This window comes from Ancylobacter dichloromethanicus, from assembly GCF_018390645.1.
Lineage (GTDB): Bacteria > Pseudomonadota > Alphaproteobacteria > Rhizobiales > Xanthobacteraceae > Ancylobacter > Ancylobacter dichloromethanicus.
Genome location: NZ_JAHBGC010000020.1, coordinates 788768 through 807500 on the forward strand (window position 1 = coordinate 788768; position 18733 = coordinate 807500).

General features: G+C 69.7%; 19 protein-coding genes and 1 tRNA gene. 10 read left to right on the top strand and 10 right to left on the bottom strand.

The window, feature by feature from the left end; all coding sequences use genetic code 11:
* Window positions 1-56: 56 nt before the first annotated feature.
* Window positions 57-1034: a quinone oxidoreductase family protein gene (locus KHC23_RS12435; RefSeq protein WP_213372920.1), complete on the bottom strand. Its 978-nt coding sequence runs from the start codon at window positions 1032-1034 to the stop codon at window positions 57-59.
* 45 nt (window positions 1035-1079) lie between these two features.
* Window positions 1080-1811, bottom strand: a complete 732-nt coding sequence (locus KHC23_RS12440) for a CDP-alcohol phosphatidyltransferase family protein (protein WP_213373235.1) — start codon at window positions 1809-1811, stop codon at window positions 1080-1082.
* Between the two features lie 170 nt (window positions 1812-1981).
* On the opposite strand from KHC23_RS12440, the gene KHC23_RS12445 reads away from it, so the two are divergent.
* Entirely contained in the window at window positions 1982-3193 is a 1212-nt protein-coding gene (locus KHC23_RS12445) for a UbiH/UbiF family hydroxylase (RefSeq protein WP_213372922.1), read from the top strand.
* Window positions 3194-3248: 55 nt separating this feature from the next.
* On the opposite strand, the gene KHC23_RS12450 is transcribed toward KHC23_RS12445, so the two are convergent.
* The gene (locus KHC23_RS12450) at window positions 3249-4211 is read right to left on the bottom strand and encodes an AEC family transporter (RefSeq protein WP_213372924.1); all 963 of its coding nucleotides are present in this window, start codon (window positions 4209-4211) and stop codon (window positions 3249-3251) included.
* A gap of 165 nt (window positions 4212-4376) precedes the next feature.
* On the opposite strand from KHC23_RS12450, the gene hspQ reads away from it, so the two are divergent.
* On the top strand, window positions 4377-4706 hold the full coding sequence (gene hspQ / locus KHC23_RS12455; RefSeq protein WP_213373236.1) for a heat shock protein HspQ: 330 nt from the start codon (window positions 4377-4379) through the stop codon (window positions 4704-4706).
* Between the two features lie 86 nt (window positions 4707-4792).
* Here hspQ and KHC23_RS12460 read toward each other — a convergent pair whose 3' ends face one another.
* A complete protein-coding gene (locus KHC23_RS12460) occupies window positions 4793-5542 on the bottom strand; it encodes an invasion associated locus B family protein (protein WP_213372926.1) in 750 nt (249 codons plus the stop codon).
* A 356-nt stretch (window positions 5543-5898) separates the two neighbouring features.
* Here KHC23_RS12460 and KHC23_RS12465 point away from each other — a divergent pair, with 356 nt between their 5' ends.
* Window positions 5899-7599: an extracellular solute-binding protein gene (locus KHC23_RS12465; RefSeq protein ID WP_213373237.1), complete on the top strand. Its 1701-nt coding sequence runs from the start codon at window positions 5899-5901 to the stop codon at window positions 7597-7599.
* A gap of 165 nt (window positions 7600-7764) precedes the next feature.
* Window positions 7765-8073, top strand: coding sequence for a hypothetical protein (locus KHC23_RS12470; RefSeq protein WP_213372928.1), 309 nt, complete (start codon window positions 7765-7767; stop codon window positions 8071-8073).
* A 55-nt stretch (window positions 8074-8128) separates the two neighbouring features.
* On the opposite strand, the gene mfd is transcribed toward KHC23_RS12470, so the two are convergent.
* Both mfd and KHC23_RS12480 read right to left on the bottom strand, forming a co-directional pair.
* Window positions 8129-11644, bottom strand: coding sequence for a transcription-repair coupling factor (mfd, locus tag KHC23_RS12475; RefSeq protein ID WP_213372930.1), 3516 nt, complete (start codon window positions 11642-11644; stop codon window positions 8129-8131).
* A 13-nt stretch (window positions 11645-11657) separates the two neighbouring features.
* The gene (locus KHC23_RS12480; RefSeq protein ID WP_213372932.1) at window positions 11658-11954 is read right to left on the bottom strand and encodes an FAD assembly factor SdhE; all 297 of its coding nucleotides are present in this window, start codon (window positions 11952-11954) and stop codon (window positions 11658-11660) included.
* A gap of 150 nt (window positions 11955-12104) precedes the next feature.
* On the opposite strand from KHC23_RS12480, the gene recG reads away from it, so the two are divergent.
* The 3 genes from recG to mobA are packed head-to-tail and all read left to right on the top strand — an operon-like array spanning window position 12105 to window position 15251.
* The gene (gene recG / locus KHC23_RS12485; protein WP_213372934.1) at window positions 12105-14186 is read left to right on the top strand and encodes an ATP-dependent DNA helicase RecG; all 2082 of its coding nucleotides are present in this window, start codon (window positions 12105-12107) and stop codon (window positions 14184-14186) included.
* A gap of 7 nt (window positions 14187-14193) precedes the next feature.
* On the top strand, window positions 14194-14634 hold the full coding sequence (locus KHC23_RS12490; RefSeq protein WP_246544527.1) for a YbaN family protein: 441 nt from the start codon (window positions 14194-14196) through the stop codon (window positions 14632-14634).
* Window positions 14631-15251 carry a molybdenum cofactor guanylyltransferase MobA gene (gene mobA, locus KHC23_RS12495; protein ID WP_271188624.1) on the top strand — a complete coding sequence of 207 codons (621 nt, stop codon included), beginning with the start codon at window positions 14631-14633 and terminating at the stop codon, window positions 15249-15251. The genes KHC23_RS12490 and mobA overlap by 4 nt, the downstream gene beginning before the upstream one ends.
* On the opposite strand, the gene mobB is transcribed toward mobA, so the two are convergent.
* A complete protein-coding gene (mobB, locus tag KHC23_RS12500) occupies window positions 15236-15775 on the bottom strand; it encodes a molybdopterin-guanine dinucleotide biosynthesis protein B (RefSeq protein WP_213372936.1) in 540 nt (179 codons plus the stop codon). The genes mobA and mobB overlap by 16 nt on opposite strands.
* Before the next feature lie 134 nt (window positions 15776-15909).
* Here mobB and KHC23_RS12505 point away from each other — a divergent pair, with 134 nt between their 5' ends.
* Complete coding sequence (locus KHC23_RS12505) at window positions 15910-16149, top strand: sulfurtransferase TusA family protein (RefSeq protein ID WP_213372938.1); 240 nt, start codon at window positions 15910-15912, stop codon at window positions 16147-16149.
* A 36-nt stretch (window positions 16150-16185) separates the two neighbouring features.
* Here the strand turns inward: KHC23_RS12505 and KHC23_RS12510 are convergent, their stop codons facing one another.
* Entirely contained in the window at window positions 16186-16476 is a 291-nt protein-coding gene (locus tag KHC23_RS12510) for a DUF2218 domain-containing protein (RefSeq protein WP_213372940.1), read from the bottom strand.
* An 82-nt stretch (window positions 16477-16558) separates the two neighbouring features.
* Here KHC23_RS12510 and KHC23_RS12515 point away from each other — a divergent pair, with 82 nt between their 5' ends.
* Window positions 16559-17194, top strand: a complete 636-nt coding sequence (locus tag KHC23_RS12515; protein WP_213372942.1) for a lipase family protein — start codon at window positions 16559-16561, stop codon at window positions 17192-17194.
* A gap of 36 nt (window positions 17195-17230) precedes the next feature.
* Here the strand turns inward: KHC23_RS12515 and KHC23_RS12520 are convergent, their stop codons facing one another.
* Window positions 17231-17716 carry a hypothetical protein gene (locus KHC23_RS12520; protein ID WP_213372944.1) on the bottom strand — a complete coding sequence of 162 codons (486 nt, stop codon included), beginning with the start codon at window positions 17714-17716 and terminating at the stop codon, window positions 17231-17233.
* Between the two features lie 48 nt (window positions 17717-17764).
* Window positions 17765-17840 (bottom strand) — tRNA-Lys (locus KHC23_RS12525).
* Window positions 17841-18070: 230 nt separating this feature from the next.
* On the opposite strand from KHC23_RS12525, the gene wrbA reads away from it, so the two are divergent.
* Window positions 18071-18670: an NAD(P)H:quinone oxidoreductase gene (gene wrbA / locus KHC23_RS12530; RefSeq protein ID WP_213372946.1), complete on the top strand. Its 600-nt coding sequence runs from the start codon at window positions 18071-18073 to the stop codon at window positions 18668-18670.
* Window positions 18671-18733 lie beyond the last annotated feature (63 nt).

Consider the following 18733-nt stretch of genomic DNA (forward strand, 5'->3'; position numbering starts at 1 on the left):
ATCCGGCCGGTCCGGAATCTGGCGCGATTTGCGTCAGCCACGGGCGTGTCGCACCGTCATGGGATCAGCACGGTGGAGCCGGTGGTACGCCGGGATTCGAGGTCGCGATGCGCCTCGGCGGCGTCGGCGAGGCGGTAGCGCTGGTTGACCGGGATCTTCACCACGCCGCTGCCGACCACCTCGAACAGGTCGTCGGCATTGGCCAGCAGGTCCTCGCGGGTGGCGATGTGGGTGACCAGCGTCGGCCGCGTGGCGTAGAGCGAGCCCTTCTGCGACAGCGCCAGCAGGCTGAAATCCTTGATCGCCCCGGAAGCGTTGCCGAAGCTGGCGAACAGGCCGCGCGGCTTGATGCAGTCGAGCGAGGCCGGGTAGGTCGCCTGCCCCACCCCGTCATAGACGACATCGCACAGCGCTCCCTCGGTGATCTCCCTCACCCGCGCGACGAAGTCCTCCTCGCTGTAGTTGATGACATAGGCCGCGCCGCAGGCCTTGGCGATCTCCGCCTTCGCCGCCGACCCCACCGTGCCGATGACGGTGGCGCCGAGATGCGCCGCCCACTGGCACAGGATCTGGCCGACGCCGCCGGCCGCCGCGTGCACCAGCAGCGTGTCGCCGGCCGCCACCTTGTAGGTCTGGCGCAGCAGGTAGCGGGCGGTCATGCCCTTGAGCATCATCGCCGCCGCGGTCTCGTCCGCGATCGAATCGGGCAGCCTGACCAGCGGGGCGGCGGACATGATCCGCTCCGAGCAATAGGCGCCCAGCGCCGAGCCATAGGCGACCCGGTCGCCCGGCTTGAGCCCGGCCACCCCCTCGCCGATCTCGGTGACCACCCCCGCCGCTTCGTTGCCGGGAATGAAGGGCAGCCCGTTCGGCGCCTTGTAGAGGCCGCTGCGGAAATAGGTGTCGATGAAGTTGAGGCCGATCGCCGTGTGGCGCAGCTTCACCTCGCCCGGCCCCGGCGCGCCGAGGGTGATCTCCTCCAGCGTCAGCACCTCGGGGCCGCCAATCTCGTGGATACGAATTGCCGAAGCCATCATGCTCTCCTGCCAGCAAGGGAAACCGTGTGCCCGCCCCGCGCCTCAGGCGCCCGGGGGCGCGGCGCCGCGGCGCGCGGGAATCACCCCGAACAGGGTGAAATAGGCCGCGCAGGCGCACAGCCCGACGGTCACCCACAAATCCGGCCGCATGTCCTCGACCACGGCGACCATCGCCAGCACCGCCCACAGCGCCAGCAGCGCAAGGGTGACGAGGCGCAGCCGCACCACGCGGAACGGATGGACGAACTTGATCGGCAGGAAGGTGAGTACCGACAGCACCGCGATGATGCCGGCAATCGCCCAGGGGCTGAGCGGCACCAGGAAGAAGTAGAACACCACCACGTTCCACACCGCCGGGAAGCCCTGGAAATACAGGTCGTCCGTCTTCATCGAGGTGTCGGCGAAATACAGCGCGCTGGTCAGCAGGATCGCGGCGCTGGAGATCATCGCCAGCCAGAACGGCATCAGCCCGCCGCTGGCCACCGCGAAGGCCGGCACGAGGCAGTAAGTGAGGTAGTCGACCACCAGGTCGAGCGTGTCGCCGGACCAGCGCGGCAGCACTTCCACCACCTTGGCCCGGCGCGCCATGGTGCCGTCGATGCCGTCGACGAACAGCGCCAGGCCGAGCCAGGCGAACATGATCGACCAGTGGCCCTCGACCGCCGCCATCAGCGCCATCAGCCCGCAGACGGCGCCGGAGGCGGTGAAGATGTGAACGGCGAAGGCCAGCGTGCGGCGCCCGGCCGGACGCGGGCTGAGCGACTTGGTTGTCATCGCCACCGGTTCTTCTCCCACCACCGCGGGCCCCGAGGGATCGCCGCCTGCCTGTTCTGCATCCGTCATATAGCATGTGCCCGCGGTGATCCGCATTGCCAGACCACGCAGGCCTGCTTATCCCACACTACAGGTTCGGCATACAGTCCCGGAGAGGCGGAGCGAGGCACATGTCATCTGACCCGCGACGGCAGCAGACGGTTGCAGTGGTCGGCGGGGGCGCGAGCGGGCTCGTCGCCGCCCTCGCTCTGGCCGCGGGGGGCCTCGCGGTCAAGCTCATCGCCCCGCCGCGCGCGCCCGACCCACGCACCACGGCGCTGATGGACGGCTCGGTCCGGGCGCTCGACGCCCTCGGCCTGTGGGACGGCCTGCGCGCCCAGGCGGCGCCGCTGCGGGTGATGCGGCTGGTCGACGATACGGGCCGCCTGATCCGCGCGCCGGAGGTCGATTTCCGGGCCAGCGAACTCGGCCTCGACGGCTTTGCCTGGAACCTCGAGAACGAGACCCTGCTGGCCGCGCTGGACGCGGCCGTCGCCGGCACCGCCGGCATCGCGCGGATGTCCGCCAGCGTCACCGGTGTCGCGGAGACGCCCGGCGAGGTCACGCTGGAACTCGACGCGGGCGGCACGCTCCCGGCCGCGCTGGTGGCGGCGGCGGACGGGCGCAACTCGCCCTGTCGGCGTGCGGCGGGCATCGAGGTGACGACGCGCGCCTATCCCCAGGTGGCGGTCACCGCCACGCTGGCCCACAGCCGGCCGCATCGTGACATCTCGACCGAGTTTCACACCCGCACCGGGCCCTTCACCCTCGTGCCGCTGCCGGGGGATCGTTCCAGCGTGGTCTGCGTCGTCTCGGCCCGCGAGGCCGAGGCGCTGGCGGCGCTGGACGACGAGGCCTTCGCGCGGGCGATGGAGCGCAAGGCGCATTCGCTGCTGGGGCGCATGCGACTCGATTCGCCGCGCGGCAGCTTCCCGCTCGGCCAGCGCACCGCCACGCGCTTCGCCAGGGGCCGCATCGCGCTGATCGGCGAGGCTGCCCACATCATCCCGCCCATCGGCGCGCAGGGACTCAATCTCGGCATTCGCGACGCGGCGACGCTGGCGGAACTGGTGAGCGACGCCGCCCGCGCCGGGCGCGACATCGGGGCGGCGGAGGTGACCGACGCCTATGAGCGGCGGCGGCGCGGCGATGTCGCCTCGCGCGGCTTCGCGGTGGACCTGTTCAACCGCTCGCTGCTGTCGGATCTGCTCCCCGTCGCCGGCCTGCGCGGGCTCGGCCTCTGGATGCTCGGCCAGTCGCCGGGCCTGCGGCGGATGGTGATGCGCGAGGGGGTCGGCCCGAGCCGCGACGTGCCCCGCCTTCTCGCCGGCAAGCCGCTTTGAATCCAGCAAGTTGGCGCCGTCTTCGGCGAACCCGGTTCACCGAAGACGGTCTCTCCTATTGCAGCAGCCCGTGCGGCAGCATGTCGTGCTGGATGGCGTAGAGCATCGCCGTCACCGTCGCCACCGAGACGACGGTGCCGACCAGCACCCCGCCCGAGGCGCCGGCGACATAGGTGTCGTACTGCTTGGCCATGATGAAGGCGTTCAGCGCCGGCGGCAGGCTCGCCATCAGCACGGCGGTGGCGATCCACACCGGATCGAACCCGCCGACCAGGCTGAGCACCAGCCAGATCAGCGCCGGGTGGATGACCAGCTTGATCGCCAGCAGCCAAGGCACCTCGCCCCCCACGCGTCCCATCGGCCGCAGCGCGACCGACACGCCGAGGGTGAACAGCGCGCAGGGCGCGGCAGCGTTGCGCAGGAATTCCAGCGTCTTGTCGATGGCCGCCGGCGGCTGGAACTCGAAATAGGCCGAGACCACGCCGAGGAACGTCGCGATGTTGAACGGATGGGTGACCACGCGGCGCACCACCAGCAGCAGGGTCTGGCCGAGCCGGTGCTGGTCGCGCCCGCTCACCGCCATCAGCACCGGCACGATGGTGAAGAAGAACAGGCTGTCGAACACGAAGATCAGCGCCGTCGGCACCGAGGCGGCGGCGCCCAGCGCGCCGAGGGTGAGCCCCGGCCCCATATAGCCGACATTGGAATAGGAGCCGACGATGGCGGCGATCGACGCCTCGGGCAGGTTGCCGTGCCGCAGCCACAGGCCGATGAGCAGCGACAGGGTGAAGCACACCGCCGTCGTCGCCGTCGTTGCCAGGATGAAGGAGCCGTTGGTCAATTCGTGAAACGGGGTGCGCGCCACCAGCGAGAAGAACAGGGCCGGCAAGGCGACATAGATGATGAAGAAGCTGAGCCAGGCGAGCCCGCTTTCCGGGATGCGCGCCAGCCGGCCGCATCCCAGCCCCAGGAAGATCACGCCGAAGAAGGGAAGCGCAAGCGCCAGGACCTCGCCCATGCCGGCTCGCTATCGGCTCGGCGGATCGCGGTCAACCGCGATCTTCGGGGGGTATCGAACTGCGGCTGGGCACGCTCGTTGCATCATCGCCGGCACGGCCTGCGGTTGACAGGTTCTGGCGTCGCCCGGTACGGGTCGCGCGCAGGAAAGGCGGACGAAGTGATGATGAAAGAGCGGAACGCCAAATACCGCATCGGTCAGGTCGTCCGGCACCGGCACTACCCGTTTCGCGGCGTGGTCTTCGACGTCGATCCCGAATTCGCCAATACCGACGAATGGTGGGAATCGATCCCCGAGCATATCCGCCCGACCAAGGACCAGCCCTTCTACCACCTGCTGGCCGAGAACGCGGAGACGGAATACGTCGCCTATGTCTCGGAGCAGAATCTGGAACTCGACATCTCGGGCGATCCGGTGCGCCACCCCCAGGTCGAGGAAATGCTGGCCGCCGATGGCGATGGCGGCTGGCGGGTGCGCAGCGAAAGGCTTCAATAGCCGGCCCGGCGCCCCCCGCTCACGGTCCGCCAGAAACGAAAACGCCCGGCTCAAGGCCGGGCGCTCGCATGTCCGGCGGGTCGGAGCTACTGCGCCGGCGCGTTCTTCAGCTTCTCGGCGCCCAGCTTCTCAAGGCCGGCCTTGGTCTGCTGCTCGCGCTGCTCGGCCTCGGCCTTGAGCGCGTCCTGGCGGGCCTTGACCTGTTCCTGGATCTTGGCGATCTGCGCCTCGAACGCCTTCTGGTCGGTCTGCGGGCCGTCATAGACCTTGGCGAAGTCGCCGAGCCCGATCGGGTAGGAGATCAGCCGGCCGACCGCGTTGGCAACCTGCAGCGTCAGGCCCGGCGCCTTCTTCATGCGGTCGACGAAGCCCTGGTCGACCTGGATGTCGCCGCGGCAGAAACGCTCGTCGCACATCACGAAGGTGCCGAGGATCGGCTGCTCGTTGGCCAGCGCCACGCGGAAACCGTTGCGCAGCAGCAGACCGGTCGGGAAGGCCACGGTGAAGGCCTTCTTCGGATCATCCTGCACCTCGAAGATGCCGAAGCGGACCAGGAACTGCCCGGTGTCGGTGATGATGGTCTGCTCCATCTCGCAGACCTGCTTGTTGATCGACGGCTCCTGCCGGCAGCGCTTCACCCACGGGATCGGGATCGCGGGGATCTGTTGCGGGGCGGCGGCCTGCTGGCCGGCGGCGGGGGCCGGCTGGGCGGCAGGGGCCGCGGGCTTGGCGCCCGGCTTGGCGGGGGCCGTCTGGGCCAGCGCGGCGCCGCTGGCCAAGGCGAGCACCATGAAGGCCCCGGCAAGGCTGCGCGCAAAAGTGGAGCGTTTGATCATTTCGATTTCCTGTCGAGCGAACCAGGTAAGCATTGGCAGCGGACGCCTTGGCGCCATAACGGAATCAGGGGGCTGTCTCAAGTCCAATTGAGGCGACAGAGTGACCCCCGGGGAATTCGGTGTCCTGTTCGTGCTAGAACGCCGGTGGCGAGCACGAGCCGAATCTTTGAACAGGGAGCCGATGCGTGTCCGATATCACCCGGCGCGCCTTCGGGCGCAATGTCTTAATCGCCGGCGCGACGGCACTCGGATACCCGCTGCCGGCCCCGGCACGGGCGCAGGAAAGCGCGCCAGCGACGATGGCCCCGGGCATGGCGGCGCCGGGCATGGCGGGCCCCGCCCGGCACGGCATCGCCATGCATGGTGCCCCGCTGCATCCGGAAGGGTTCGCCCATTACCGCAGCGTCAATCCCGAGGCGCCGCGGGGCGGCCGGCTGATACAGGGCGCGGTCGGCACCTTCGACAGCCTCAACCCGTTCATCGTGCGCGGCACGGCGCCGCCCTTCGTGCGCTGGAACATCGTTGAGAGCCTGATGGCGCGCAGCCCCGACGAGGCGTTCACCTGCTACGCCCTGCTGGCGCGCACGGTGGCGACCGACGACGCGCGCTCCTATGTCGCCTTCGAGATCGACCCGCGCGCCCGCTTCGCCGACGGCACGCCGGTGACCGCCGATGACGTGCTGTTCTCCTTCGAACTGCTGCGCGCCAGGGGCCGGCCGAATCACCGCACCTATTACGGCAAGGTGGCGAAGGCGGAGGTGACCGGCCCGCTCGCCATCCGCTTCACCTTCGGCGTGTTCGACCGCGAATTGCCGCTGATCCTGGCCCTGATGCCGGTGCTGGCCCGCCACGCCACCGATCCGGAGAGCTTCGAGCGGACCAGCTTCACCCCCCCGCTCGGCAGCGGCCCCTATGTCGCCACCGAGGTCAAGCCGGGCGAGACCGTGCTGCTGGCCCGGGCGCCGGACTATTGGGGCCGGGACCTGCCGGTCAATCGCGGCAACTTCAATTTCGACAGCCTGCGCTACGACTTCTACCGGGATGTGAATACGCAGTTCGAAGCCTTCAAGCGCGGCCTGTACGACATACGCTTCGAGACCGACCCCGGCCGCTGGAAGACCGGCTACGACATTCCCGCCGTGCGCGACGGGCGCATCGTGACCGAGGAGATCGCCACCGGCACGCCCAAGCCCTATTCCGCGCTGATCTTCAACATGCGCCGGCCGATCTTCGCCGACATGCGGGTGCGGCAGGCGATGGTCGAGCTGTTCGACTTCGAATGGGCGAACCAGAACCTCTATTTCGGCCTCTACCGGCGCAATGGCAGCTTCTACGACGATTCCGAGCTGTCCTCGCTCGGCCGCCCGGCGGACGCGCGCGAGCGCACGCTGCTCGCCCCCTATGCCGACGCGGTGCTGCCCGAGGTCATGGCCGGCACCTGGCGCGCCCCGCGCTCGGACGGTTCGGGCCGCGACCGCGAGCAGCTGCGCCGGGCGCTCGACCTTTTCAAGGCCGCCGGCTGGGAGCTGAAGGCCGGCACGCTGACCGACCGCGCCACCGGCCGGCCCTTCGCCCCCGAACTGGTGGTCGGCTCGAAGGACCAGGAGCGGCTGGCGCTGGCCTATCAGAACATGCTGCGCCGGGCCGGCGTGACGCTGAACATCCGCCTCGTCGACAATGTGCAGTTCGAGACCCGCAAGCAGACCTATGAGTACGACATGGTGCCCTATATCTGGGACCAGTCGCTCTCGCCGGGCAATGAGCAGGCGTTCTATTTCGGCTCGGCCGCCGCCGATGTGCCGGGCACGCGCAATTTCATGGGGCTGAAGAGCCCGGCCGCCGACGCGATGATCGAGGCGCTGCTGGCCGCCCGGGCGCGCGAGGACTTCGTCTCCGCCGTGCGGGCGCTCGACCGGGTGCTCATTTCCGCGCAGTTCTCGGTGCCACTGTTCTACACGCCCGGGCAATGGGTCGCGCGCTGGCGCAAGGTGGAGCGGCCGGAAACGCTGGCCCTGCAGGGCTCGCTGGCGGAAAGCTGGTGGCAGGGGCCGGGGTAAGCCGCCGGCGCGATCGCGCATCGCCGCCACAGCCGGCCAAAAGCGCGCCCGCACGCCTATGAAGCGCTGGACAGGCGCCCCGGAACGCGTTCCTTAAGGGGAGTATGCGTTGCGGGTCCCGAAGGCGGGGTCGGCTTCATGAAGACAGAGTGCTGGAGCAGGTCCATGCGTTACGCCGTCCTTTCCCTTGCCGCCCTCCTCGTTGCGGGCACGCTGCCCGCCGGGGCGCAGCAGCCGATCGAGGTGCACCCGAGCAAGCAGGCCCAGGGCGGGCTGGAGGTCACCATTCCGCCGATCAACAACCCCAATTACCTCGACTACGGCCCGCTGCCGGACAATCCGGGCTCGGGCAAGAGCGAGGACTACATGGATCAGGCGGGCGGCAATTACGAGAACCTCAGCGGCCCCGGCTCGGATGTCGATGCCGACGTGATGCCGGACGATGACGGCGCCTATGAGAGCCCGCTGGAGTAAGGCGCTTCCGTAGAGGCGCGGCGGCCATCAGGCCGTGTTCGCGGCGAGGCGGCCATCAGGCCGCCTTCGCCCCCTGCTCGGCGATTTTCGCCAGTTCCTTCAGCAGGCTCGCGCTGCCCTTGAGCCGCGCATTGGCGCTCGGCCAGTCCTCCGAGAACACCACCTTGCCGTCGGGGCGCATCTTCGCCACCACATGCGGCTTGCCGACGAAGGCGATGAAGCCGGCCGGGTTGGGAAAGCGCCCGTCGCGGAAGGTCAGCACCATGCCGCGCGGGCCGGCATCCACCTTCTCGACATTGGCGCGGCGGCACAGCGCCTTGATGCCCACCAGCTTGAGCAGTTGCTCGACCTCCTCCGGCAGCGTCCCGAAGCGGTCGACCATTTCCGCGCCCATCGATTCGATCTCGGCGTCGCTCTCCAGGTCCGCGAGGCGGCGGTAGAGGCTGAGGCGGACATGCAGGTCCGTCACATAGTCCTCCGGAATCAGCACCGGCGTGCCGATGGAGATGGTGGGCGACCATTTGTCGGCCACCGGCGCGGTGATGCCGGCCTTGAGGTTGGCGATCGCCTCCTCCAGCATCTCCTGGTAGAGCTCGTAGCCGACCTCCTTGATGTGGCCGGACTGCTCGTCGCCCAGCAGGTTGCCGGCGCCGCGAATGTCGAGGTCGTGGCTGGCGAGCTGGAAGCCGGCCCCCAGCGTGTCCAGCGACTGCAGCACCTTCAGCCGCCGGTCGGCCTGCGCCGTCACCTGCTTCCCGGCCGGCAGGGTGAAGATGGCATAGGCCCGCGTCTTGGAGCGCCCCACCCGCCCGCGCAGCTGGTAGAGCTGGGCGAGGCCGAACATGTCGGCGCGGTGCACGATCAGCGTGTTGGCGGTCGGGATGTCGAGGCCGGATTCGACGATGGTGGTGGAGAGCAGCACGTCGAACTGCCCGTCATAGAAAGCGGACATGATCTCTTCGAGCTGGGTCGCCGCCATCTGGCCATGGGCCACCGCGACCTTCACCTCCGGCACGCTCTTGTCGAGGAAGTCCTTCACCTCGGCGAGGTCCTCGATGCGCGGGCAGACATAGAAGCTCTGGCCGCCGCGATAGCGCTCGCGCAGCAGCGCCTCGCGCACGATCAGCGCATCGAACGGGGTGATGAAGCTGCGCACCGCCAGCCGGTCGACCGGCGGCGAGGCGATGATGGAGAGTTCGCGCACCCCGGTCATGGCGAGCTGGAGGGTGCGCGGAATCGGCGTCGCGGTCAGGGTCAGCACATGCACCTCGGCGCGCATCTGTTTCAGCCGCTCCTTGTGGCCGACGCCGAAATGCTGCTCCTCGTCGACGATGACGAGGCCGAGGTCCTTGAACGAAATGGCCTTGCCCAGCAGCGCGTGGGTGCCCACCACGATGTCGACCGTGCCGTCGGCGAGGCCCTTCTTGGTCTCGGAAAGCTCCTTGCCGGTGACGAGGCGCGAAGCCTGCCGCACCACCACCGGCAGCCCCTTGAAGCGCTCGGAAAAGGTCTTGAAATGCTGGCGCGCCAGCAGCGTGGTCGGCACCACCACCGCCACCTGCTTGCCGTTCAGCGCCACCGCGAAGGCCGCTCTAAGAGCCACTTCGGTCTTGCCGAAGCCGACATCGCCGCACACCAGCCGGTCCATCGGGTGGCCGGAGCCGAGATCGTCGAACACCGCCTCGATGGCGGCCTCCTGGTCCTCGGTCTCCTCATAGGGGAAGCGGGCGCGGAACTCGTCATAGATGCCGGCCGCCGGCACCAGGCGCGGCGCCTCCTGCGTCTGGCGCTGCGCGGCGACCTTGATCAGCTCGGCCGCCATCTCGCGGATGCGGCTCTTCATCCGCGCCTTGCGCGCCTGCCAGCCGCCGCCGCCCAGCCGGTCGAGCTGCGCCTCGGTGTCCTCGGAGCCGTAGCGCGACAGCAGTTCGAGATTCTCCACCGGCAGGAAGAGCTTGGAGCCCTCCGCGTAGTGGATTTCGAGGCAGTCGTGCGGCGCCCCCATCGCCTCGATGGTCTTCAGCCCGATGAACCGGCCGATGCCGTGGTCGACATGCACGACCAGATCGCCGGCGGTCAGCGCGCCAAGTTCCGCGATCACGTCCTGCGGCCGGCGCGCCTTGCGCTTGGGGCGCACGAGCCGGTCGCCGAGAATGTCCTGCTCGCCGATGACGACGAGCGCGTCGGTCTCGAACCCGCTCTCGATGCCGAGCACGGCGAGCGCGATGGTGCCTTTCGGCAGCGCCTCGGCGGCGTCGCGCGAGCCGACGGTCTGGGTGCCCTTGAGGCCGTGATCGGCCAGCACGGTGGCGAGCCGGTCGCGCGAGCCCTCCGACCAGGCGGCGAGGATGGTGCGCTTGCCCTTGGCGAGGTCTCTGAGATAGCCGGCCGCGACATCGAACAGCGCCGCCTCCGGGTCCGCCCGCTCAGGCGCGAAGGAGCGCGCCGGGCGGCCGTCGAGGTCGATCACATCCTTCGATTCCGGCAGCGCATAGGCGGAAAGCGCGAGGTTGCGGGCGGCCTCGCGGCGCGCCTTCCATTCCTCGGCGGTGAGATACAGCGCCTCCGGCGGCAGCGGCTTGTAGGGCGCGGAGGCGCCGCCATGCTCCAGCCCGTGCCGGCGGGCGTCGTAATAGTCGGCGATCTGGTCGAGCCGCGAGGCGGCGGCCTCGTCGTCCTGCGCCTCCATCACCACCGGCGCGTCGGGGGCGTAGTCGAACAGCGTGTCGAGCCCCTCATGGAACAGCGGCAGCCAGTGCTCCATGCCGGGGTAGCGCCGTCCCTCGCTCACCGCCTCATACAGCAGGTCGCCGCGCGGCGCCGCGCCGAAGGCGGCGACATAGGCCATGCGAAAGCGCTTCATGGTCTCGCTGGTGAGCTGCAATTCGCTCATCGGCACCAGGTCGAGCGAACGCATCTGCAGCGCGGTGCGCTGGGTCTCGGGGTCGAAGCCGCGGATCGATTCCAGCGTGTCGCCGAAGAAATCGAGCCGCACCGGCGCCGGCAGCCCCGGCGGGTAGAGATCGACGATGCCGCCGCGCACCGCATATTCGCCGGTGTCGCGCACGGTGGAGGTGCGCTGGAAGCCGTTGATCTCGGCCCAGCCGACGACGTCGTCGAGCGAGAGCGCATTGCCCGGCGCCGCCGAGAAGGACTGGGTCGCGATCAGCGCGCGCCTCGGCACGCGCTGCAGCGCGGCGTTCACCGTGGTCAGCACGATGGTGCCGGCCTCGCGGCCCTTCACCCGGGCGAGGCGGGCCAGCGTGGTCATGCGGCGGGCGATCACCGCCCCGTTGGGCGAGGCGCGGTCATAGGGCAGGCAGTCCCAGGCCGGAAAGGGCAGCACCTCGACGCCGGGCGCGAAGAAGCCGAGCGCCCGCTCCAGCTCCGCCATCCGCTCGCTGTCGCGGCAGATCACCATGAGCGTCGGCCACGGCGCGTCGGCCTGCGCCGCCAGCGCGCGGGCGAGGTCGGCGACCACCAGCCCCTCCATGCCGGCGGGCACGTTGGCGAGGGTCAGCGTGCGGCCGGGAGACAGGCGCGCGGCGAGGGTGGAAAGGGGCGTCTTCATCGGGTCGCGGTCTTCATATCTCGGGAACGCCCTCGCCCGACAGGTGGAACTGGCGGAAGCGGTGGAAAAGCGGGGTGTCGAATTCCGGCGCCGGCACGCCGCCGCCGAGCCAGCCATAGAGGTCGGGGTCCTCGACCTCGATCAGCAACTCGAAGGCGGCGACGTCGTCCTCGCTCAACTCGCCGATGCAGGCATCGGCGAAGCGGCCCATCAGCAGGTCCATCTCGCGTGTGCCGCGATGCCAGGAGCGGTAGAGGATGCGCCGGCGGCGGGCGTCGAGACCCGCGCTCGATCGCGTGGTTCCGGTCATGTCTAGGCCTCGGTTTCGCGCCGCCGCGGCGGCGGCGTCACGCAGGAGGCGCCGTGTTTAGCGCGCCGCGCGGCCGCTGTCAGGTGGACAATCGGTGATGTCGCCGGCCGCGTTGCACCGCGCGCCGCCATCGTCCACATTCGCCCGGCCATGCGGCCCGACATTCTCAACCCCTACTTCGCCTCGATCACCGGCCTGCCCGGCATCGGCCCGAAGCTCGCCCGGCCGTTCAACCGGCTGCTCGGGCGCGAGGAAGGCGCGCGGCTGCTCGACCTGCTGCTGCACCTGCCCTCTTCCACCATCGACCGCCGCGCCCGCCCGACCCTGGCCGAGATCGTCCCCGACACGGTGGTGACGGTGGAGATCCATGTCGACCGTCATGTCGCCCCCCCGCGCGGTTCGCGCGCCCCCTACCGGGTCTATGGCCACGACGCCACCGGCGACCTGACGCTGGCCTTCTTCAAGGCCGAGCGCAGCTGGATGGAGCGGCTGCTGCCCATCGGCGAGACCCGCTGGGTGTCCGGCACCGTCACCCTGTATGACGGCATGGCGCAGATGGTCCACCCCGACCGGGTGGTCGACGCCGCCGGCCTCGCCAAGCTGCCGCCGATCGAGCCGCTCTACCCGCTGGTCGAGGGGCTGGCGCACGGCCATGTCCGGCGCGCGGTCGAGGCTGCGCTGGCGCAGACCGGCGAATTGCCGGAATGGCAGGCGAGCCCGCCCGGCATCGGCTTCCACGAGGCGCTGCGCAAGGTGCACCAGCCGCACGACACGCTGGACGCCAGCCCGCTCGGCCCGGCGTGGCAGCGGCTCGCCTATGACGAATTGCTGGCCGGCCAGCTCGCGCTCGCCCTGCTGCGGGCGCGCACGGTGAAGCAGGCGGGACGGCCGAGCCTCGGCACCGGCGCGGTCTCCGAGGAGATCGTCGCCGCCCTGCCCTTTTCGCTCACCGGCTCGCAGGTCGAGGCGCTCCGCGCGATCCGCGCCGACCTCGGCTCGCAGGACCGCATGCTGCGGCTGCTGCAGGGTGATGTCGGCTCGGGCAAGACCGTGGTGGCGCTGCTGGCGGCGGCCACCGTCATCGAGGCCGGGCGGCAGGCGGCATTGATGGCCCCGACGGAGATCCTCGCCCGCCAGCACATGAAGACCATCGCCCCGCTGGCGGAGAAGGCGGGCCTCGCCGTCGCCCTGCTCACCGGCCGCGAGAAGGGGCGCGCCCGCGCCGAGCTTCTGGCCCGGCTCGCGAGCGGCGAGATCGACCTCGTCATCGGCACCCATGCGCTGTTCCAGGAAGGCGTCGATTTCCGCGACCTCGCGCTCGCCATCGTCGACGAGCAGCACCGCTTCGGCGTGCATCAGCGCCTTGCCCTCGCCGCCAAGGGCGAGGCGGTGGACGTGCTGGTGATGACGGCGACGCCGATCCCCCGCACGCTGGTGCTGACCTATTTCGGCGACATGGACTCCAGCGAGCTGCGCGAGAAGCCGGCCGGCCGCAAGCCGATCGACACCCGCGCCATCCCCTCCGACCGCATCGACGAGATCGTCGCCCGGCTCGGCCGGGCGCTGGTAGAAGGCCGCCGCGCCTACTGGATCTGCCCGCTGGTGGAGGAATCGGAGAATTCCGACCTCGCCGCCGCCGAAGCACGCTTCGCGGACCTCAGGGCGCATTTCGGCCCGCTGGTCGGCCTCGTCCACGGCAAGATGAAGGGGGCGGAGAAGGACGCCGCCATGGCCGCCTTCGCCGCCGGGGAAACCCGGCTTCTCGTCGCCACCACCGTGGTCGAGGTCGGCGTCGATGTGCCGGAGGCCAGCATCATCGTCATCGAGCACGCCGAGCGCTTCGGCCTTGCCCAGCTCCACCAGCTGCGCGGCCGGGTCGGGCGCGGCGACGCCGCCTCCACCTGCCTGCTGCTCTACCGCCGGCCGCTCGGCGAGGTCGCCCGCCAGCGGCTGGAGGCGCTGCGCTCTTCCGAGGACGGGTTCTTCCTTGCCGAGCAGGACCTAAAGCTGCGCGGCGAAGGCGACGTGCTCGGCACGCGCCAGAGCGGCTTTCCCGGCTTCAAGCTGGCGCGGCTCGATGTGCATGGCGACCTGCTGCTGCGGGCCCGCGCCGAGGCGCTGGAAACAGTCAAGAACGATTCCGATCTGGTGTCGCCGCGTGGCGCTCTCCTGCGCCTGTTGCTACATATTTTCGAGCGCGACGTGGCGGTGAAGCTGCTCAGCGCGGGTTGATGACTATATGAACGGGGCCGAACGACTTGGCGACGCGGTGATGCACACATTGATGACGGAGCGGGAACCAAAGACATCTTCCCTTCCGGCACCTCTGCGCTGGGCGATGTTCGCCCTCGCCTGGGTGTGCGTCGGGCTGGGCATTGTCGGCATCGTCACCCCGGTGATGCCGGGAACGGTGTTCCTCATTCTTGCCGCCTGGCTGTTCACCCGTTCCTCGCCGCGCTTCGAGCGGTGGCTGCTGACCCATCCGCGCCTCGGCCCCTCGGTCGTCGCCTGGCGCGCGAGCGGCGCCGTGCCGCGCTGGGCGCAATTGGTGGCCGCCGGCAGCATGGCGTTCAGCTTCGCCGTGCTGGTGGTTCTCGGCCTGTCGGTGCCGGTGCTCGCCATCGTCGCGGCGGTGTTCGTCGGCGTCTCTGCCTATCTGCTGACCCGGCCAACCTCGTGAGCGGCAGCGGGACACCCGCCGGGCTGATCCTCGCCGGCGGCCTGTCGCGGCGCATGGGTGGCGGCGACAAGGGGCTGCTGCGGCTCGGCGGCGAGACCATCCTCGCGCGCATCGCCCAAAGGCTCGGCCCGCAGGTGTCGCCGCTGCTGCTGAACGCCAACGGGCCGGCGGAGCGGTTCGGGCTCGATCTGCCGGTGGTGCCGGACACGCTGGCTGGTGCGCCGGGACCGCTGGCCGGTCTCCTCGCCGGCCTCGACCATCTCGCGGGCGTGGCGCCGGACACCCGTTTCCTGCTTACCGTGCCGGGCGACTGCCCGTTCCTGCCGCTGGACCTCGCCGCGCGCCTCGTCGCGGCGGCGCAGATGGCGGGGGCCGCCTACGCGGTTTCCGGCGGGCGCGAGCATCCTGTGATCGGGGTGTGGCAGGTCGCCGCGCGCGGCGAACTGCGCCGCCTGCTGGTGCGGCAGGATGAACGCCGGATGATGCGCTGGGTCCAGCACATCGGCGCCCTCCCCGTGGAATGGCCGGATCGGCCGCTCGACCCGTTCTTCAACCTCAACACGCCGGAAGACCTCGCTGAGGCCGAGCGCCTGCTCGCCGCCTATCCCGCGCCCTGATTCGCCGCCGGGCGCCAGGCGATGCCGTCGAGCGGAGCGGCGTGCTGGTCGACGAAATCGGCGATGGCCTCGATATCGTCGAGGCCGATCACCGGCAGCGGGCAGTCGGACACCTTCATATCGGTGGCGATGCCGACGATGTGGGGGTCTTCCGGGTACAGCAGGGGCTTGCCCAGCTCGGCCCGGCTGATCTCGATCTTGGGATGGTGGTCGCGCTTGAAGCCCTCCACCAGAACGAGGTCGACCGGCGAGAGATGCGCCACCAGTTCCGGCAGGTCGGGCTCGTCGGCGCCGCGCAGTTCGTGCATCAGCGCCCAGCGATTGGCCGAGGAGATCAGCACCTCGCTGGCTCCGACGGTGCGGTGGGTGTGCGAGTCCTTTCCCGGCTTGTCGACGTCGAAATTATGGTGGGCGTGCTTCACCGTGGAGACGCGGTGCCCGCGCGCCACCAGCACGGGGATGAGCCGCGCCAGCAGCGTGGTCTTGCCCGCGCCGCTCCATCCCGCGAATCCGATCAGCCGCATCTCTACCTCCCGTTGTTTTCCCCAGCACGTGGGACGAATGGCGCCGGCGTCAAGCCGGCAGGTCGCATCGCCCGATCGCGGTTTCCGCTTGCCGCCCCCGTCTGCGCGTCCTACTCGGACCCGGGAAGGCTGCCATGGACCGTGACGACACGCCGCACAGGCTCGACCTCAAAGGGCTGAAATGCCCGCTGCCGGCGCTGCACACACGCCGCGCGCTGGCGCGCGCCTTGCCCGGCGCCGTGCTGCTGGTCGACTGTACCGACCCGATGGCGGTGATCGACATTCCCCATCTCGTGCGCGAGGGCGGCCACGCGCTGGAGGCGCAGGCCAGCGCGGACGGCGTGCTGTCGTTCCGCATCCGCAAGGCGGGATAGCGGGAAGCGGGATGGCAGGCGCGCCGGCCGGCGGGTTCAGGCGTCGTGCCAGTCGAAGGTCAGCGGTGCCTCGCGGAAGGCGAAACGGTCGAGATGGCGGACGACCACGCCCTTCATCCGCTCCAGCGTCTCCGCGTCGCCGGCCTCGACCCGCACCGCGAGGCCGTCCGGGCCGGCATCCAGGGTGGCGAGCGCCCCCTCGGGCAGCTTCACCTCGCCATGCTCGGGCGTGAAATTCACCTCCAGCTTGTGCGCCCAGTGCTTGCAGAGCTGCTGCAGGTAGCGGCTGGCGTGGGAGGTCGGCACGGTGGCGGTCGAGGCGGGCATGGGCGACGTCCATACGGGGGATGACAAGCGACCGGGAAACCGGTCTATCTAGCGGCGTGTTCCTACGCTCCGGGGCCCGAGAATGAAACTGCCGCGTCTGCTCCTCACGCTCCCCATCGTCCTCATCGCCGGCCTCACCGGTCTCACCCCCGGCCTCGCCAACCCGGCCCATGTGCCCCATCACGGGCAGAGCGCCGCCGCGCCGCTGCCGTCCCGCGCCGACACCCATGTCTATCTGCTGCGCGGGCTGTTCGGTGTGTTCTCGCAAGGGCTTGACGCGCTGGCGCAGCAACTGGTCGCCCAGGGCTATCACGCGGAAATCTACGGCTGGGACGAGGCCCAGCAGGTCATCGCCCTGATCGGGCAGCGCGAGCAGCAGGGCCATGAAGGCCCCGTCATCCTGATCGGCCACTCCCTAGGCGCCAACGCCGTCATCTCCGTCGCGGAGAGCATCCAGACGCAGGCGATCCCGGTCGACCTCGCCGTCACCTTCGATGCCACCGCGCCCGACCCGGTGCCGCAGAATGTCGCGGTGCTCATCAATTTCTGGGCGCAGGACGGGTTCGGCGTTCCGGTCACGGCGACACCGGGCTACACCGGAGATCTGGAGAACATCGATCTCTCCGGCCAGCCCGGCATCGACCACACCAGCATCGACACACTCGACCAGTTCCACCAGACCGTCATCGCCCGGCTGGAGGGCCTGACCGGAAACTGAGGCGCCGGCGCCCAAAATGAGAGCCGGCCCAAGGGATTACTTCAGCGCAGCGTCGACCGCCTGACGCACGAAGGCTTCCGGCGCAACCTTGGCGGCGGCCGCCTTGGCGTTGATGTCGTTGAGAATCTGCGGCGGGAAGGCGACGTCGAGGATCACCGCGTCGGCGCTGTCGAGCGAATAGACCGTGCGCGTCACGCGCGAGGCAAAACCGGCCAGCTTCTCGGTCTTCTGCGCGTCGCTCAGCCCAGCCTGCGCCGCGACGCCGGGGCAATAGGCGGTGATCACGCCATCAATGATGAGCCCGGAGCCGAGGCCCTTGCCGCGCAGCGAATCGACCGCCGCGTCGAGCGCGTCCGGCGCGTCGAGTCCGTCGCCCGTGGGCAGCACCGCCTTGATGGTCGCCGCCTGGGAAGCCTCCAGCGTGCTTTTCGGGCACTCGAAGGCACCGGCCGCGAGCGCCGGCTGGGCGGCGGCGACGGCAAGGACGAAGGCCGTGGCCGGGAGGAACTTCGCGTATGTCATCTCAACACCTGCTGCTGAAAACGGCTTCAGGAACAACGCCCTTGCACGTGGTGAGCCCGCTGGGACTCGAACCCAGGACCCCATGATTAAAAGTCACGTGCTCTACCGGCTGAGCTACGGGCTCCCACGGGGTGGGGCTTAAGGGTTTCGATCCGCGAAGGCAAGCCGCCCGGGGCATTCATGCGCAGGGTTTCCAGAGCGCGCGCCGCTCCGCCGGGGCAACGCGATTTGATTGCGGAGATGCAAGACCGCTCCGTCGATCATGCCGCTTCCAGTGAGTGACCGGCAACACTAGCCTGCGCGCGACATCTGGCGGGTTCACGATCCCGTGGCTCGCGGCGAGGAGAGAGACTCATGGCGAAAGTTCTGGTGCTGTATTATTCGACCTATGGCCATATCGAAACCATGGCGGAGGCCGTGGCCGAGGGTGCACGCGAGGCAGGCGCCGAGGTGGTGGTGAAGCGCGTGCCGGAGACGGTGCCCGAGGAGGTCGCCAGGGCCGGCTACTTCAAGCTCGACCAGAAGGCGCCGGTGGCGACCGTCGATGAGCTGAAGGACTATGACGCCATCATCTTCGGCGCGCCCACCCGTTTCGGCACGGTGGCCTCGCAGATGCGCAGCTTCATCGACCAGACCGGCGCCCTGTGGTTCGGCGGCGCGCTGGTCGGCAAGGTGGGGTCGGTGTTCACCTCTTCCGCCACCCAGCATGGCGGCCAGGAATCGACCATTCTCGGCTTCATCCCGACCCTGCTGCATCACGGCATGGTGGTGGTCGGCCTGCCCTACGCGTTCCAGGGCCAGATGGGCGTCGACGAGATCAAGGGTGGCTCGCCCTATGGCGCCTCCACGATCGCCGACGGCGACGGCTCGCGCCAGCCCTCGGCGGCCGATCTGGCCGGTGCCCGCTTCCAGGGCAAGCATGTCGCGACCATCGCCGGCAAGCTCGCGGCTTGATCGCATAAGTGACGTCATACCCGGGCTGGGCCCGGGCATGACGTCGTGACATTACCCGCGCCA